The organism is Actinospica robiniae DSM 44927, assembly GCF_000504285.1.
Lineage (GTDB): Bacteria > Actinomycetota > Actinomycetes > Streptomycetales > Catenulisporaceae > Actinospica > Actinospica robiniae.
Window position 1 is genome coordinate 5,977,600 of the sequence record NZ_KI632511.1, and the last position, 15,565, is coordinate 5,993,164.

Here is a 15,565-nt window from a genome sequence, read left to right on the forward strand (position 1 = left end):
CCACGGCTCCCAATCCGTTCTGTCACGGTCGAAGACGCGGATCGGGGAGGGCGCTGACGCCACGCCGGAAGCTGATCACCCTAAAGAGTGACTACTGGGCCGAGTGAGTGACAACAGGACTCGATCTTTCCGCCATGACGCAGGAGGCTGCGACGCTCGCGCTGCGCACCGGGCCTCCCAGACCTGGTCAGACCTGGTCGAGAGGTGCCCGGTGCGCACGAGCGGCCCGGCTAGACCGCGGTGACCACCAGGCGCTCGGTGGTCGGCTCGGCACCGTCCACGTCCACGCGCACGGTGGAGCCGTCCGGGATGTGGCCGGAGAGGATCTCCCTGGCCAGCTGATCGCCGATCGAGGTCTGCACCAGACGGCGCAGCGGGCGCGCGCCGTAGGCCGGGTTGAAGCCGGTCAGTACCAGCCATTCCTGCGCGGCGTCGCTCACCTCGAGGGTCAGCCGGCGGTCGGACAGGCGCCGCTGCAGCGAGGCGACCTGCTGCAGCACGATCCGGCCCAGCTCCTCGGTGCCGAGAGCGTCGAAGAGCACGATGTCGTCGAGCCGGTTGAGGAACTCCGGCTTGAACGCCGCGCGCACGGCCTGCATCACCCGGTCCCGCTTGGCCTCGACCGCCAGCGATTCGTCCACCAGGTACTGGGATCCCAGGTTCGAGGTGAGGATCAGGATCGTGTTACGGAAGTCCACCGTGCGGCCCTGACCGTCCGTCAGCCGGCCGTCGTCGAGCACCTGCAGCAGCACGTCGAAGACCTCCGGGTGGGCCTTCTCCACCTCGTCCAGCAGCACCACCGTGTACGGACGACGGCGTACGGCCTCGGTCAGCTGGCCGCCCTCCTCGTAGCCGACGTATCCGGGCGGCGCGCCGACGAGCCGGGCGACCGAGTGCTTCTCGCCGTACTCCGACATGTCGATCCGGACCATGGCGTGCTCGTCGTCGAACAGGAAGTCCGCGAGCGACTTGGCCAGCTCGGTCTTGCCCACGCCGGTCGGGCCGAGGAAGAGGAACGAGCCGGTCGGCCGGTCCGGGTCGGAGATCCCGGCCCGGGCGCGGCGCACCGCGTCGGAGACCGCGCGCACCGCCGTCTGCTGGCCGATCAGCCGCTTGCCGAGCTCCTGCTCCATCCGCAGCAGCTTCGCCGCCTCGCCCTCGAGCAGCCGGCCGGCCGGGATCCCGGTCCAGGCCGCCACCACCTCGGCGATGTCGTCCGCGCCGACCTCCTCCTTGACCATCGCGTCCCGGTCGTTGGCGGCCTTGGACGCAGCTTCCAGCTCCTGCTCGGCCGCCGGGATCTCTGCGTACATCAGCCGCGAGGCCGCCGCGAAGTCGCCGTCGCGCTGGGCCCGCTCGGTCTGGCCGCGCAGGTTGTCGAGCCGCTTCTTGAGCTCGCCGACCCGGTTCAGCCCCGACTTCTCCTGTTCCCAGCGGGCGGTGAGGGCGGAGAGCTGCTCCTGCTTGTCCGCGAGCTCGCGCCGGATCCGGGCGAGGCGCTCGCGCGAGGCCGGGTCCTGCGCCTTGCCCAGCGCCATCTCCTCCATCCGCAGCCGGTCCACCGTGCGCTGCAGCTCGTCGATCTCCACCGGACGCGAGTCGATCTCCATGCGCAGCCGCGAGGCCGCCTCGTCGACCAGGTCGATCGCCTTGTCCGGCAGGAACCTCGAGGTGATGTAGCGGTCTGACAGGGCGGCGGCGGCCACGAGCGCGCCGTCCGAGATCTGCACCTGGTGGTGCGCCTCGTACCGGCCCTTGAGGCCGCGCAGGATCGCGACCGTGTCCTCGACGCTCGGCTCGCCCACCAGCACCTGCTGGAAGCGGCGCTCCAGCGCCGGGTCCTTCTCGATCCGCTCCCGGTACTCGTCCAGCGTGGTCGCGCCCACCATGCGCAGCTCGCCGCGGGCGAGCATCGGCTTGAGCATGTTGCCCGCGTCCATCGAGGAATCCCCGGTGGCGCCGGCGCCGACGACTGTGTGCAGCTCGTCGATGAAGGTGACGACCTGTCCGTTGCTGTCCTTGATCTCGGCTAGCACCGCCTTGAGCCGCTCCTCGAACTCGCCGCGGTACTTCGCGCCGGCGACCATCGCGCCGAGATCGAGCGACACCAGGCGCTTTCCGCGCAGCGACTCCGGCACGTCGCCGGCCACGATGCGCTGGGCGAGCCCCTCGACCACCGCGGTCTTGCCCACGCCGGGCTCGCCGATCAGCACCGGGTTGTTCTTGGTGCGGCGGGAGAGCACCTGGACCACGCGCCGGATCTCCGAGTCGCGGCCGATCACCGGGTCGAGCCGGCCCTCGCGCGCCTGCTCGGTCAGGTCGATGCCGTACTTCGACAAGGCCTGATACGTCGCCTCCGGGTCCTGCGACGTGATCCGGGCCGAGCCGCGCACCTGGCCGAACGCGTCGCGCAGGGCCTTGGCCGAGGCGCCGAGGCGCACCAGCAGCTTCGCCGCGTCGTCCGAGCCGCCGGCGATGCCCACCAGCAGGTGCTCGGTCGAGATGTACGCGTCGTCCAGGCGCCTGGCCTCGCCCTCGGCCGTGCTGAGCACAGCCCGCATCTCCCGGCTGATCGGCGCGTCCGACACGGTCGGACCGGAGACCGCGGGCAGTCTCGCCGCCAGATCCCGGGCACCCGCGGCCACCGTCGCCGGATCCACGCCCACCGCCTCGAGCAGCGGTACGGCGGTGCCCTCGGGCAGAGCGAGCAGAGCCTTGAGCAGGTGTACCGGCTCGACCTCCGGATTGCCGCCTGTCTGGGTCTCCTGGACCGCCGCGGACAGGGCCTGCTGGGCCTTGGTCGTCAGCTGGTCGATTTCCATCAGCGCTCCTTACACGTTCAGGTCACTGCCATCAGGTCACTGCCTTGAATCCCCGTGCGACGACGAAGGCCGCGCCGACCGCAAGGTCAACGCGGCCCGGTCAGTTGCGGGACGGGTCCGATCGCGAGCTCACCGCTCGTGCTGCGGGCGCCACACCACCAGCGCGGTGGAGGAGCCGAAGGCCGGGATGGCCGGCAGCAGGTCGCCCCGGTAGAGCGGGTTCGGCTCGGGCTGCGGCGCGACGCTCGGCGCGCTCACCGGCAGCGCCACCGGGATGGTGGTGGCGGCCACCGCGGCCAGCGTCGACTCGAGCTCGGCCACCCGCGCACGCAGCACGGCGACCTCGTCCTGCAGCCCGCGGATGTGCTTGATCCCGGCCAGGTTCACGCCCTCGTCCTGGGACAGCCGCTGCACCTCGCGCAGCCGGTCGATGTCGTTGGCCGAGTAGCGCCGGCCGCGTCCGGCCGCCCGGTCCGGGCTGACCAGGCCGAGCCGGTCGTACTGGCGCAGGGTCTGCGGGTGCAGGCCGGAGAGCTCCGCCGCCATCGAGATCACGTAGACCGGGCTGTCCGCCGAGACCGCCTCGTGCGCCGTGTGCCCGCCGTGTGCCGTCATACTCCCGCACCTCCGTCCTTGGCCTGCGCGAGCAGTTCGGCCCGCACGTCGTGGTCGTCCGTGGCCGCCCGGAAGCTCTCCAGCGCGGCCTTGGCATCGTCGCTCAGGTTCACCGGCACGGCCACCTCGAAGGTGACCAGCAGGTCGCCCCGCCCGCCGTCCCGGACCGGCGCGCCCTTGCCGCGCACCCGCAGGGTGCGGCCGTTGGCGCTGCCGGCCGGCAGCTTCACCGTCACCGGCATCCCGCCGAGCACCGGGACCTTGATCTCCGCGCCCAGCACCGCCTCGGGGAAGGTCACCGGCACGGTCACGGTCAGGTTGTCGCCGTCGCGCCCGAAGATCGGATGCGGCTTCACATGCACCACCACGTAGAGGTCACCGGGCGGGCCGCCGCGCTCGCCCGGCGCGCCCTTGCCCTTGAGCCGGATCCGCATCCCGTCGCGCACCCCGGACGGGATGCGCGCCTGCAGCGTGTGGGTGGACGCGGCGCGTCCGGAGCCGTGGCAGGTCGGGCACGGGTCGTCCACCACCAGGCCGCGGCCCTTGCACGCGCGGCAGGGCTCGGAGAAGGCGAAGCCGCCCTGGTTGCGGCTGATCTGCCCGGTGCCGGAGCACTCCGGGCACACCCGCGGGGTGGTCCCGGCCTTCGCGCCGGTGCCCGAGCAGGAGCGGCAGGGCTGCTCGCTGGTCATCCGCAGCGGGATGGTCACGCCCTCTATCGACTGCATGAACGTGATCGCGGCCTCGGTCTCGATGTCCTGGCCGCGCCGGCCGGTGCCGGGCGTGGGCGGAGCCTGGGTGCGGCCCCGGTTGAAGATCCCGCCGAGGATGTCCCCGATCCCCCCGCCGCCCCCGCCCTGGTTGCCGAGCAGGTCGCCGAGGTCGAACGGGAAGCCGCCGGCCCCGGCGCCGCGCAGGCCGCCGCCGAAGAGCGAGCGCGCCTCGTCGTACTCCTTGCGCCGCTTGTCGTCGGAGAGCACGTCGTAGGCCTCGGAGATCTCCTTGAACTTCTCCTCGGCCTGGGCGTCGCCCTTGTTCGCGTCCGGGTGGTACTGGCGGGCCAGCTTCCGGTAGGCCTTCTTGATGTCGGCGGTCGTCGCGTCCTTGGCCACGCCGAGCACCTTGTAGTAGTCCTTCTCCACATAGTCTTTGGTGCTCATCGCTCAGCCTTTCGCAGCAGCTCGGATCACTCCGCGTCGCCGGGTTGGGCGACGGTCACCCTGGCCACCCGCAGGATCCGCTCGCCGAAGCGGTAGCCGGGCTGCAGGATCGCCGCGACGGTGTCCTCCTCCACATCCGGGGAGATCTGGTGCATCAGCGCCTCGTGCATGTTCGGGTCGAAGACCTCGCCCTCGGCGCCGAACTGCTCCAGGCCCATCTTCGTCAGCGCCGCCTCGAGCGACTCGGCCACCCGGCGGAATCCGCCCTCGAGCTCGCCGTGGTCGCGGGCCCGGCCGATGTCGTCGAGCACGCCGAGCAGCTCGCCGATCACCTTGCCCTGGGCCAGCTCCACCACGGCCTGCCGGTCGCGCTCCACCCGCCGCTTGTAGTTGACGAACTCGGCCTGCAGCCGCTGCAGGTCCGCGGTGCGTTCGCTCAGCTCGTGCTGCGCGGTCTGCAGCTCGTTGGTGCGCTCGGCCACCTTCTGGATCAGGTCGGCCACGGCGAGGTCGGCCACGCCCTCGCCGATCGCCTCGTTGACGCGGCCGGCGAAGTCGTCCTCGTCGTACGCGTCCTCCGGGCGCTCCTGCCCGGACTCGAGCCCGGTGTCCTCCGGCTCGTATTCCTCGTCAGAGCGGTAGGGCTGCTCAGTCACTTCTGCTCTCCTGCGATCAATAAGCGCGTTGTTCGGCCCGAGCCGGGGGCGGGTGCGGCGGTGCGCCGCGAGCCGGGAGTGCGGCCGAAGCCCACCCCCGGCCCGCGGCGGTGGGTCAGTTCTTGCCGTCGTCCACGATCTCGGCGTCGACCACGTCGTCGTTCGGCGCCGCGTCCTGCGGGCCGTCGGACGGGGCGGCGCCGGCGCTCTGCGCGGCCTGCGCCTGCTCGTAGATCGCGGTGCCCAGCTTCTGGCTGGTGGTCGCGAGCTTCTCGCAGGAGGACTTGATCTCCTCGACGTCGTTGCCGGCCAGGGCCTGCTTGGCGTCCGCGATGGCCGCCTCGACCTCGGTCTTGATCTCGCTCGGGACCTTGTCCTCGTTGTCCCGCAGGAACTTCTCGGTCTGGTAGACCAGGCCCTCGCCCTGGTTGCGCGCCTCGGCCTCCTCGCGGCGGCGGTGGTCCTCCTCCGCGTACTGCTCGGCCTCGCGCTGCATCCGGTCGATCTCGTCCTTGGACAGCGCCGAACCGCCGGTGATGACCATCGACTGGACCTTCTGGGTGCCCAGGTCCTTGGCCGAGACGTTCACGATGCCGTTGGCGTCGATGTCGAAGGTGACCTCGATCTGCGGCACGCCGCGCGGGGCCGGCGGCAGGCCGGTCAGCTCGAACATGCCCAGGCGCTTGTTGTACGCCGCGATCTCGCGCTCGCCCTGGTAGACCTGGATCTGCACGGAGGGCTGGTTGTCCTCGGCGGTGGTGAAGATCTCCGAGCGCTTGGTCGGGATGGTGGTGTTGCGCTCGATCAGCTTCGTCATGATGCCGCCCTTGGTCTCGATGCCGAGGGAGAGCGGGGTCACGTCGAGCAGCAGGACGTCCTTGACCTCGCCCTTGAGCACGCCGGCCTGCAGCGAGGCGCCGATGGCGACGACCTCGTCCGGGTTCACGCCCTTGTTCGGCTCCTTGCCGCCGGTCAGCTCGCGCACCAGGTCGGCCACGGCCGGCATGCGGGTCGAGCCGCCGACCAGGACCACGTGGTCGATGTCGCGCACCGAGATGCCCGCGTCCTTGATCACCGAGTGGAACGGCGCCTTGCAGCGCTCGAGCAGGCTGGAGGTCAGCTGCTGGAACTGGGCCCGGGTGAGCTTCTCGTCGAGGTGCAGCGGGCCCTCGGCGGAGGCGGTGATGTAGGGCAGGTTGATCGTGGTCTCGCTCGAGGCGGACAGCTCGATCTTCGCCTTCTCGCCGGCCTCGCGCAGGCGCTGCATGGCCATCTTGTCCTTGGACAGGTCCACGCCGTGCGCGTTGCGGAACTGGCTGACCAGGTGGTCCACCACGGCCTGGTCCCAGTCGTCGCCGCCGAGGTGGTTGTCGCCGTTGGTGGCCTTGACCTCGATGGTGGAGAAGCCGTCCTCGTCCTTGCTCACCTCGAGCAGGGAGACGTCGAAGGTGCCGCCGCCGAGGTCGAAGACCAGGATCATCTGCTCGCCCTCGCCCTTGTCCAGCCCGTAGGCCAGCGCGGCGGAGGTCGGCTCGTTGATGATGCGCAGCACGTTGAAGCCGGCGATCTCGCCGGCCTCCTTGGTCGCCTGGCGCTCGGAGTCGGAGAAGTAGGCCGGGACGGTGATGACCGCGTCGGTGACCTTCTCGCCCAGGTAGGCCTCGGCGTCGCGCTTGAGCTTCTGCAGCACGAAGGCGCTGATCTGCTGGGCGGTGAAGGACTTCTCGTCGATCCGGATCTTCCAGTCGGTGCCCATGTGGCGCTTGACCGAGCGGATCGTGCGGTCGACGTTGGTCACGGCCTGGCGCTTGGCGACCTCGCCGACCAGCACCTCGCCGTTCTTGGCGAAGGCCACCACGGACGGAGTGGTCCGGGAACCTTCGGCGTTGGTGATGACGGTGGGCTCGCCACCCTCCAGGACGGAGACGACGGAGTTCGTCGTTCCGAGGTCGATGCCGACCGGACGTGCCATCGTGGGACTCCTTGGATAGGACGGTGTAGCTGTTGGGGTGTCGCTGCGCGGGGCGGACCCTGTTCTAGTTGAGTCCAGCAGACTCAACAGTAAGCCTTGAGCGCTTTCGACTCAAGTCGCGTCCGTTCCCGCCGCTCACGTGTGTCGGCCGGCCCGGCCGAGGCCCCGTTTCCGCCCGCCGCGGTCACGCCACGCGCGCGCCGTTCTTCCACACGCTGTGGACGAGCGGGACGCCGGGCCGGTACATCAGGTGCAGATAGGTCGGCGCGTCCAGGACGGCGAAGTCGGCCCGGGCGCCGACCGTGAGATGGCCGACGTCCTCGAGCCGGAGCGCCTGGGCCCCGCCGAGGGTGGCGGCGCGCAGTGCCTCGGCCGGGGTCATGTGCATCTCCCGGACCGCCAGCGCGAGGCAGAACGCCATCGAGGACGTATAGCAGGATCCCGGGTTGCAGTCCGTTGCGATCGCCACCCGCGCCCCCGCGTTGAGCAGGCCGCGCGCGTCCGGATACGGCGAGCGGGTGGAGAACTCGACGCCGGGCAGCAGCGTGGCCACCGTCGACGAGGCGGCCAGGGCTTCGATGTCGGCCGAGTCCAGATAAGTGCAGTGGTCCGCGCTGGCCGCGTCGTACTCCACTGCTAGCTGCACGCCGGGGCCGTACCCGAGTTGGTTCGAGTGCAGCCGGACCGCCAGCCCGCGCGCCTTCGCAGCATCCAGGATCTCTCGCGTCTCCACCTCGTCGAAGGCGCCGCGTTCGCAGAAGACGTCCACGAAGTCGGCGTGCGCGGCGCAGGCCTCGAGCATCGGGCCGCGCACCAGATCCACATACTGCTCGCGGCGATCGGTGTACTCGGCCGGGATCACGTGCGCGCCGAGGAAGGTGGCGACGTCGCACTCCTGCGCGGCGATCCGCAGCGCCCGTACTTCGTCCTGGACGGTCAGGCCGTAGCCGGTCTTGCACTCGACCGTCGTCGTGCCCTGACTCCTCATCTCGGCGACCAGCCGGCGCGTGTTCGCCCGCAGCGTCTCGTCGTCCGAGGCCCGGGTGGCGGCGACGGTGGTCCGGATTCCGCCGGCCGAGTACCTCGACCCGGTCATCCGGGCGCTGAACTCCTTCGCCCGGTCGCCCGCGAAGACCAGGTGCGCGTGGCTGTCGACGAAGCCGGGGATCACGGCGCGGCCGCCGAGGTCGATCTGCTCGTCCGCGGCCGGGGCGCCGAGGGCGGGGCCGGTCCAGGCGATCCGGCCGTCCGCCACGATCAGCGCGGCCTGCTCCCGCGGGTCGGGCCGCGCCGCGTCGTCCACAGCCTGTGGATCGTTGGCCGTCAGCTCGCCGATTCCGGTGACCAGCAGGGTGGAGGGCATGCGGGCGTCCTTCCTGCGTCGGGACCCGGACGCACGGCGGCGTCCGGGTACGGGCTTGCCTGGCGCGGACTCAGAGGTAGAGAGCGTGGATGGCCGCGCCCAGCCGCCTCGAGACTCCGTCCACCAACTGATGGACACCATCCCAGACGACCACTCGTCCGGCGATCACGACATGCCGCACGTCAGCGGCCGTCGCCGCGTAGACCACGGACTCCACCGCGGCGTCCGGGTCGGTCCCGGCCAGCCGGACCGAGTCCAGATCCACGGTGACGAAGTCGGCGCCCTGGCCCACCGCCAGCCGGCCCACATCCGACCGGCCCAGGCTCGCGTGACCGGCCGACGTGGCGGCGTCGAGCAGGTCCGCGGCGGGCCAGTGTCCGCGCCGCTCCGTCGCGAGCCGCTCGTTCAGCTCGACCGCGCGGGCCTCCTCGAACAGGTCGATCACGGCGTGGCTGTCCGAACCCAGGGTGATCGGGGAGCCGGCCTGGAACGCGCAGCGCGCTCCGCCGATGCCGTCCGCCAGGTCGCGTTCGGTGGTCGGGCACATGCAGACGCTGGTCCGGGAGTCGCCGAGGATCTCGACGTCCATCTGCGACAGGTGGGTGGCGTGCACCGCGCTGGTGCGCGGACCGAGCGCGCCGTGCTGCTCCAGCAACTGCGCAGGGGTGCGGTGGTACTCATCGAGGCACGCGTCGTTCTCCGCGCGCTGCTCGGACAGGTGCACGTGCAACGGCGCCGTCCACTGCTCGGCGGCCTTGGCGACGGTCGCCAACTGCTCCACCGGCACGGCCCGGACGGAGTGGATCGCCGTACCCACCACGACATCCGTCGCCGTGGCGTAACGGCTGCGCAGGTCTTCCACCCGCGTCGCCCATTTCTCCGCGTCGCCGTCCGAGAAGCGTTGCTGTGTCTCGTTCACCGGCTTGCGGATGCCGCCGGCCACATAACACGTGTCCAGCAACGTGATCCGGATGCCGGCCGCGCGCGCGGCTTCGATGAGTGCGTGGCCCATCGCGTTCGGGTCGGCGTACGCATCGCCGCCGGGGGCGTGGTGCACGTAGTGGAACTCGCCGACGTTCGTGATGCCGGCCAAGGCCATCTCCGCGAACACGCCGGTGGCCAGCTCCCGGTAGGTATCCGGATCGAGGCCGGCCACCGCCGCGTACATCTGCTCTCGCCAGGTCCAGAACGTACCCTCGCCGATCTGGGTGCGGCCTCGCAGTGCTCGATGAAAGGCGTGCGAGTGCGCGTTCGCCATACCGGGCAGGGTGAACCCGGTCAGCCGCGTGGCCTGCGCCGCCATCGGCGTCTGCGCCGCGTCCGGGGTGACGCGCACGATCCGGTCCTGCTGCACCTGCATCAGCACGTCCCGGCGCACCACGCCGTCGACGAACGCGTATTCGGCCAGGTAAGCCGTCACCGTCCACCCCCGGCCAGCTCGCGCACCACGCCGGCCAGCGCGTGCACGCCGGCCTCGCAGTCGGCCGTCTCCGCCTGCTCGGCGGGTGAGTGCGAGACCCCGGAAGGGTTGCGCACGAACAGCATCGCGGTCGGAATGCGCGCGGCGAGAATGCCGGCGTCATGCCCGGCCCCGGTCGGCAGCACCGGCGCGTCGTGCAGCGTCCTGATCAGACGGTCGCGCAGGGCATGGTCGAATTCGACGATGGGGGTCAGCGATTCGTTCACGACAGACAGTGACGCGCCGTCGCGCTCGGCCCGTTCCCGCGCGGCCGTCTCCAGTTCGGCCAGCAACGCGGCCAGCGCCTCCTCGGACGGGGCGCGCGAGTCGAGCCAGGCGCTGACCCGCGACGGGATCGCGTTGGTGCCGTTGGGCTCCACCTGGATCCGGCCGAAGGTGGCCAGCGCGCCGTGCGCCGCCGCCTTCTTGCGCGCGGCCAGCACGGTGAAGGCGTAGGCGAGCATCGGGTCGCGCCGGTCCTCGAGCCGGGTGGTGCCGGCGTGGTTGGCCTCGCCGCCGAAGTCGAAGCGCCAGCGGCCGTGCGGCCAGATGGAAGCGGCCACGCCGACCGCGCGGTCCAGCTCGACCAGCCCGCGGCCCTGCTCGATGTGCAGCTCCACGTACTCGCCGATCCGGTCGAGCAGCTCCTCGTCCCGGCCGAGAGCGTCAGGGTCCTGACCGGCCGCGGCCATCGCGTCGGCCAGCCGGATCCCGTCGGCGTCGGTCAGCGCCCTGGCCCGGTCCGGATCCAACTGCCCGGTCAGCAGCCGGGATCCGGCGCAGGCCACGCCGAAGCGGGCGCCCTCCTCGTCGGCGAAGTTCGCGATCGCGACCGGGCGGCCGGGCTGCCAGCCCTGCGCGCGCAGCTCGTCCACCGCGGCGAGGGAGCTGATCACCCCGAGCGGGCCGTCGAACGCGCCGCCGTCCGGCACCGAATCCAGGTGCGAGCCGATGGCCAGCGCCTTGCCCGGCAGCTGCTCGCCCCACCAGGCCCACTGGTTGCCGTTGCGGTCGGTGCGCACGCTCAGTCCGCGGTCGGCGGCCTGCGCGGTGAACCAGGCCCGGCAGGCGAAGTCCGCCTTGGACCAGGCGAAGCGGCGGTAGCCGCCGCTGGAACGGGAGTAGCCCAGCGGCAGCAGCGACGTCCACAGCTCGTGGAAGCTCTCCACGGATCAGCCCTCGTTCATGGGGATGCGCACACCGCGCTCCGCCGCGACTTCCTGCGCGCGCTCGTAACCCGCGTCCACGTGCCGGATCACGCCCATGCCCGGGTCGTTGGTCAGCACCCGCTCGAGCTTCTGCGCCGCCAGCGGCGTGCCGTCCGCGACCGAGACCTGCCCGGCGTGGATGGACCGGCCCATGCCGACCCCGCCGCCGTGGTGGATCGAGACCCAGGAGGCGCCGGAGGCCACGTTGATCATCGCGTTCAGCAGCGGCCAGTCGGCGATCGCGTCCGAGCCGTCCAGCATCGCCTCGGTCTCCCGGTACGGCGAGGCGACCGAGCCGCAGTCGAGGTGGTCGCGGCCGATCACGATCGGCGCCTGCACCTCGCCGGAGGCCACGAGGTCGTTGAACCGCAGGCCGGCCTGGTGCCGTTCGCCGTAGCCGAGCCAGCAGATCCGGGCCGGCAGGCCCTGGTAGTGCACGCGCTCGCCGGCCAGGCGGATCCACCGCGCCAACGGTTCGTTCTCCGGGAACAGATCCAGCACGGCGCGGTCGGTGACGGCGATGTCCTTCGGGTCACCGGAGAGCGCCGCCCAGCGGAACGGGCCCTTGCCCTCGCTGAACAGGGGCCTGATGTACTTCGGCACGAAGCCGGCGAAGTCGAAGGCGCGCTCGTAGCCGGCCAGTTTGGCCTCGCCGCGGATCGAGTTGCCGTAGTCGAACACCTCCGCGCCCGCGTCCTGGAAGCCCACCATCGCCTCCACGTGCTTGGCCATCGCCTCCCGGGACCGCGTGGTGAACTCGGCCGGCTTGGCCGCCGCGAAGGACTTCATGTCCTCGAACGCCATGCCCAGCGGCAGGTAGGAGAGCGGGTCGTGGGCCGAGGTCTGGTCGGTGACGATGTCGATCGGCGCGTTCATCGCCAGCAGCTGGGGCACCAGCTCGGCGGAGTTGCCCAGCACGCCGATCGAGAGCGGCCGGCGCGCGTCGCGCGCCTCGATCGCGAGCTGCAGGGCGTGCTCGAGCGAGTCGGCCTGCACGTCCAGGTAGCGGTGCTCGATCCGGCGGGTGATCGCGCGCGGGTCGCAGTCGATGCACAGGGCCACGCCGTCGTTCATGGTCACCGCGAGCGGCTGGGCGCCGCCCATCCCGCCCAGGCCCGCGGTCAGCGTGATGGTGCCGGCGAGCGTGCCGCCGAAGCGCTTGGCCGCGACCGCCGCGAAGGTCTCATAGGTGCCCTGCAGGATGCCCTGGGTGCCGATGTAGATCCAGGACCCGGCGGTCATCTGGCCGTACATCATCAGCCCGAGCGCGTCGAGCCGGCGGAACTCCTCCCAGTTCGCCCAGTCCCCGACCAGGTTGGAGTTGGCCAGGATCACCCGCGGCGCCCACTCGTGCGTGCGCATCACGCCGACCGGCTTGCCGGACTGCACCAGCATCGTCTCGTCGCCCTTGAGCGTGCGCAGGGTGCGCAGCATCGCGTCGAACGAGTTCCAGTCGCGCGCCGCCTTGCCGGTGCCGCCGTAGACCACGAGCTCCTCGGGATGCTCGGCCACCTCGGGGTCGAGGTTGTTCTGCAGCATCCGGTAGGCGGCCTCCTGCTGCCAGCCGAGGGTGTTGAGGTCGGTGCCGCGCGGGGCGGTGACGAGCCGGGGACCGGTCATGCGGGAGCTCACCTTCTGGTGGACGGCGGTAACGGACGGGGGCCGATGGAGCCACCAGACATGTTATGCAATCATTCAGTGGTGCGGTCAACCGCATGGCTATATTCATTTTGGGTTGGCGACCCGGAAGGCTCTGGAGGATCCGTGACCGTAGTGACTCTCGGCAAGGGCGACCTCGGCTTCGACGACGTGCTGGCCGTGGCCCGCGACGGCGCGAAGGTCGAGCTCGGCCCCGCGGCGCTCGACGCCCTCGCCCGCGGCCGCGCGGTGGTCGACGAGCTCGCCGCCGCGCCCACTCCGGCCTACGGCATCTCCACCGGCTTCGGCGCCCTGGCCACCCGGCACATCGACCCCGAGCTGCGGGCCGCGCTGCAGCGCTCGCTGATCCGCTCGCACGCGGCCGGCATGGGCGACCTGGTCGAGCCGGAGGTGATCAGGGCACTGATCCTGATGCGGCTCAAGACCCTGGCCACCGGGCACACCGGCGTGCGCCCGGTGGTCGCCGAGACCATGGCCGCGCTGCTCAACGCCGGCATCACCCCGGCCGTGCGCGAGTACGGCTCGCTCGGCTGCTCCGGCGACCTCGCGCCGCTCTCCCACGTCGCGCTGGTGCTCATGGGCGAAGGCGAGGTGATCGGCCCGGACGGCACCGAGACCGCGGCCGGCCCGGTCCTGGCCGCGCACGGGATCACCCCGGTCGAGCTGGCCCCCAAGGAGGGCCTGGCCCTGATCAACGGCACCGACGGCATGCTCGGCATGCTGATCCTGGCCATCCGCGACTTCGGCCGGCTGCTGAAGATCGCCGACGTCAGCGCCGCGATGAGCGTGGAGGCGCAGCTCGGCACCGACCGCGTCTTCCGCCCCGAACTGCACGCGATAAGGCCGCACCCGGGCCAGGCCGCCTCGGCCGCGAACCTCATCGACATCCTGGCCGACTCCGGCGTGATGGCCTCCCACCGCGGCGAGAACACCTGCACCCGGGTGCAGGACGCCTACTCGCTGCGCTGCGCCCCGCAGGTGGCCGGCGCCGCCCGGGACACCCTGGCCCACGCCGCCACCGTCGCCGAACGCGAACTCGCCGCGATCGTGGACAACCCGGTGGTGCTGCTCGCGGACGGCCGGGTCGAGTCCAACGGCAACTTCCACGGCGCCCCGGTCGCCTACGTGCTCGACTTCCTGGCCATCGCCGTCGCCGACCTCGCCTCCATCGCCGAGCGCCGCACCGACCGGATGCTCGACGTGGCGCGCTCGCACGGCCTGCCCCCGTTCCTCGCCGACGACCCCGGCGTCGACAGCGGCCTGATGATCGCCCAGTACACCCAGGCCGCGCTGGTGTCCGAGAACAAGCGGCTGGCCGCGCCGGCGAGCGTGGACTCGATCCCGTCCTCGGCCATGCAGGAGGACCACGTCTCCATGGGCTGGTCCGCCGCGCGCAAGCTGCGCCGCTCGCTGCAGAACCTGGCCCGGGTGCTGGCGATCGAGCTGCTCACCGCGGCTCGCGCGCTCGACCTGCGCGCCCCGCTGGCCCCCGCTCCGGCCACCGCCGCGGCGGTCGCGGCCCTGCGCGCGGGCGGCGTCGGCGGCCCCGGCCCGGACCGCTACCTGTCCATCGAGCTGCGCGCCGCCGAGCAGGCCGTGCTCGACGGTTCGGTGCTGGCCGCGGTCGAGGCCGTGACCGGTCCGCTGCGCTAGCCGAGCCGATAGGCTGCGAGGCTCATGGACCAGCACAAGCACGTGGACCAGCGCAAGCCCGCGTCGGAGCAGCTGCTCGCCCTGCTGGACGGGCGGCGGCTCTCGCCCGCCCAGCGCCGGATCGCGCAGTACCTGATCGACAACCTGGCCGAGGCCGCGTTCCTCAACAGCGTCGACCTGGCCGAGCGGGCCGGGGTCAGCCAGCCGGCGGTGAGCCGGTTCGCCGCCGCGCTCGGCTTCTCCGGCTACCCGGCGCTGCGCGACGCGCTGCGTCCGATAGTGCTCGGGGCCGTCGCGGAGACCCCGCAGCAGGTGCGTCGCAATGAGCTGCAAGCGGCGATCGCGGCCGAGGAGGCCAACCTCGCCACCCTGCACGAGCTGACCGCGGACCCGGAGCGGTTCGCCGCCCTCGGCCGCGAACTCGCGGCCAGTGCCTGCCTCCCGGTGCTCGGCCTGCGCATGTCCGACCCTGTGGCCTATTACTTCTGTTACGGCGCTGCCCGGATCCATCCGGACGTGCGCTTCGTGGACAGTGCCGGATCCGCCGCCTTCGACCTGCTGCTGCAGGCGAGGCAGGCGGGCGGCACTTGGCTGCTCGCGTTCATGCTTCCGCGCTACGCCGTGGAAACGATCACAGTGCTCGATGAAGCCCACCGCCAGGGCTTCAAGGTCGCGCTCGTCACCGACTCTCGGCTCGCCCCCTGGGCCGATCGCGCGGACGTCGTCTTCCCGGCCCCGGTCGGCTCCCGCCTCGTCTTCGACTCGCATGCCGCGCCCATGGTCCTGGCGGGCCTGCTCGTCCAGGCCATAGCCGACGCCGAGCCCGCGCGCACCCAGCTGCGCCTCGAAGAGCACGAGGCTCTTCACGAGAATCACGCGTACTACCTGCACTGAGTGGCGTTGATCACACACCCGCCGACCGGATGAATGCGGCCGGGCCCCGGACGGCGCGTGCGCGTGGGTAAATGCGACGATAAGCCCGATAAGTCAGACTGAAT

The 15,565-nt window shown here is 71.6% G+C and carries 11 protein-coding genes; 2 read left to right on the forward strand and 9 right to left on the reverse strand.

Annotated features, from left to right (window positions below; translation table 11 throughout):
- Positions 1 to 230 precede the first annotated feature (230 nt).
- The 9 genes from clpB to hutU all read right to left on the reverse strand — a co-directional run bounded on the left by clpB (position 231) and on the right by hutU (position 12,875).
- On the reverse strand, positions 231 to 2,822 hold the full coding sequence (gene clpB / locus ACTRO_RS25455; protein ID WP_051451379.1) for an ATP-dependent chaperone ClpB: 2,592 nt from the start codon (positions 2,820 to 2,822) through the stop codon (positions 231 to 233).
- A gap of 129 nt (positions 2,823 to 2,951) precedes the next feature.
- Positions 2,952 to 3,437 (reverse strand): heat shock protein transcriptional repressor HspR, encoded by a 486-nt coding sequence (locus tag ACTRO_RS50445; RefSeq protein WP_034266907.1) that lies wholly within the window; start codon positions 3,435 to 3,437, stop codon positions 2,952 to 2,954.
- On the reverse strand, positions 3,434 to 4,597 hold the full coding sequence (dnaJ, locus tag ACTRO_RS25465) for a molecular chaperone DnaJ (RefSeq protein WP_034266909.1): 1,164 nt from the start codon (positions 4,595 to 4,597) through the stop codon (positions 3,434 to 3,436). The genes ACTRO_RS50445 and dnaJ overlap by 4 nt, the downstream gene beginning before the upstream one ends.
- A 26-nt stretch (positions 4,598 to 4,623) precedes the next feature.
- Positions 4,624 to 5,253, reverse strand: a complete 630-nt coding sequence (grpE, locus tag ACTRO_RS25470) for a nucleotide exchange factor GrpE (protein WP_051451380.1) — start codon at positions 5,251 to 5,253, stop codon at positions 4,624 to 4,626.
- A gap of 115 nt (positions 5,254 to 5,368) precedes the next feature.
- Entirely contained in the window at positions 5,369 to 7,225 is a 1,857-nt protein-coding gene (gene dnaK / locus ACTRO_RS25475; RefSeq protein WP_034266912.1) for a molecular chaperone DnaK, read from the reverse strand.
- A 184-nt stretch (positions 7,226 to 7,409) separates the two neighbouring features.
- Positions 7,410 to 8,588, reverse strand: a complete 1,179-nt coding sequence (hutI, locus tag ACTRO_RS25480; protein WP_034266914.1) for an imidazolonepropionase — start codon at positions 8,586 to 8,588, stop codon at positions 7,410 to 7,412.
- A gap of 70 nt (positions 8,589 to 8,658) precedes the next feature.
- Positions 8,659 to 9,948, reverse strand: coding sequence for a formimidoylglutamate deiminase (locus tag ACTRO_RS25485; protein ID WP_425394884.1), 1,290 nt, complete (start codon positions 9,946 to 9,948; stop codon positions 8,659 to 8,661).
- A gap of 56 nt (positions 9,949 to 10,004) precedes the next feature.
- A complete protein-coding gene (locus ACTRO_RS25490) occupies positions 10,005 to 11,216 on the reverse strand; it encodes an allantoate amidohydrolase (protein ID WP_051451381.1) in 1,212 nt (403 codons plus the stop codon).
- 3 nt (positions 11,217 to 11,219) lie between these two features.
- On the reverse strand, positions 11,220 to 12,875 hold the full coding sequence (hutU, locus tag ACTRO_RS25495; protein WP_034266918.1) for a urocanate hydratase: 1,656 nt from the start codon (positions 12,873 to 12,875) through the stop codon (positions 11,220 to 11,222).
- A gap of 144 nt (positions 12,876 to 13,019) precedes the next feature.
- On the opposite strand from hutU, the gene hutH reads away from it, so the two are divergent.
- Positions 13,020 to 14,567 carry a histidine ammonia-lyase gene (hutH, locus tag ACTRO_RS25500; RefSeq protein ID WP_051451382.1) on the forward strand — a complete coding sequence of 516 codons (1,548 nt, stop codon included), beginning with the start codon at positions 13,020 to 13,022 and terminating at the stop codon, positions 14,565 to 14,567.
- A 24-nt stretch (positions 14,568 to 14,591) separates the two neighbouring features.
- The gene (locus tag ACTRO_RS25505; protein WP_157436436.1) at positions 14,592 to 15,461 is read left to right on the forward strand and encodes a MurR/RpiR family transcriptional regulator; all 870 of its coding nucleotides are present in this window, start codon (positions 14,592 to 14,594) and stop codon (positions 15,459 to 15,461) included.
- The last annotated feature ends 104 nt before the right edge of the window (positions 15,462 to 15,565 follow it).

Bases quoted from the DNA above. Each gene is read 5' to 3' on its own strand.
- clpB (WP_051451379.1), bottom strand. From the start codon at position 2,822: ATGGAAATCGACCAGCTGACGACCAAGGCCCAGCAGGCCCTGTCCGCG.
- ACTRO_RS50445 (WP_034266907.1), bottom strand. From the start codon at position 3,437: ATGACGGCACACGGCGGGCACACGGCGCACGAGGCGGTCTCGGCGGAC.
- dnaJ (WP_034266909.1), bottom strand. From the start codon at position 4,597: ATGAGCACCAAAGACTATGTGGAGAAGGACTACTACAAGGTGCTCGGC.
- dnaK (WP_034266912.1), bottom strand. From the start codon at position 7,225: ATGGCACGTCCGGTCGGCATCGACCTCGGAACGACGAACTCCGTCGTC.
- hutI (WP_034266914.1), bottom strand. From the start codon at position 8,588: ATGCCCTCCACCCTGCTGGTCACCGGAATCGGCGAGCTGACGGCCAAC.
- ACTRO_RS25485 (WP_425394884.1), bottom strand. From the start codon at position 9,948: ATGCAGGTGCAGCAGGACCGGATCGTGCGCGTCACCCCGGACGCGGCG.
- hutU (WP_034266918.1), bottom strand. From the start codon at position 12,875: ATGACCGGTCCCCGGCTCGTCACCGCCCCGCGCGGCACCGACCTCAAC.
- ACTRO_RS25505 (WP_157436436.1), top strand. From the start codon at position 14,592: ATGGACCAGCACAAGCACGTGGACCAGCGCAAGCCCGCGTCGGAGCAG.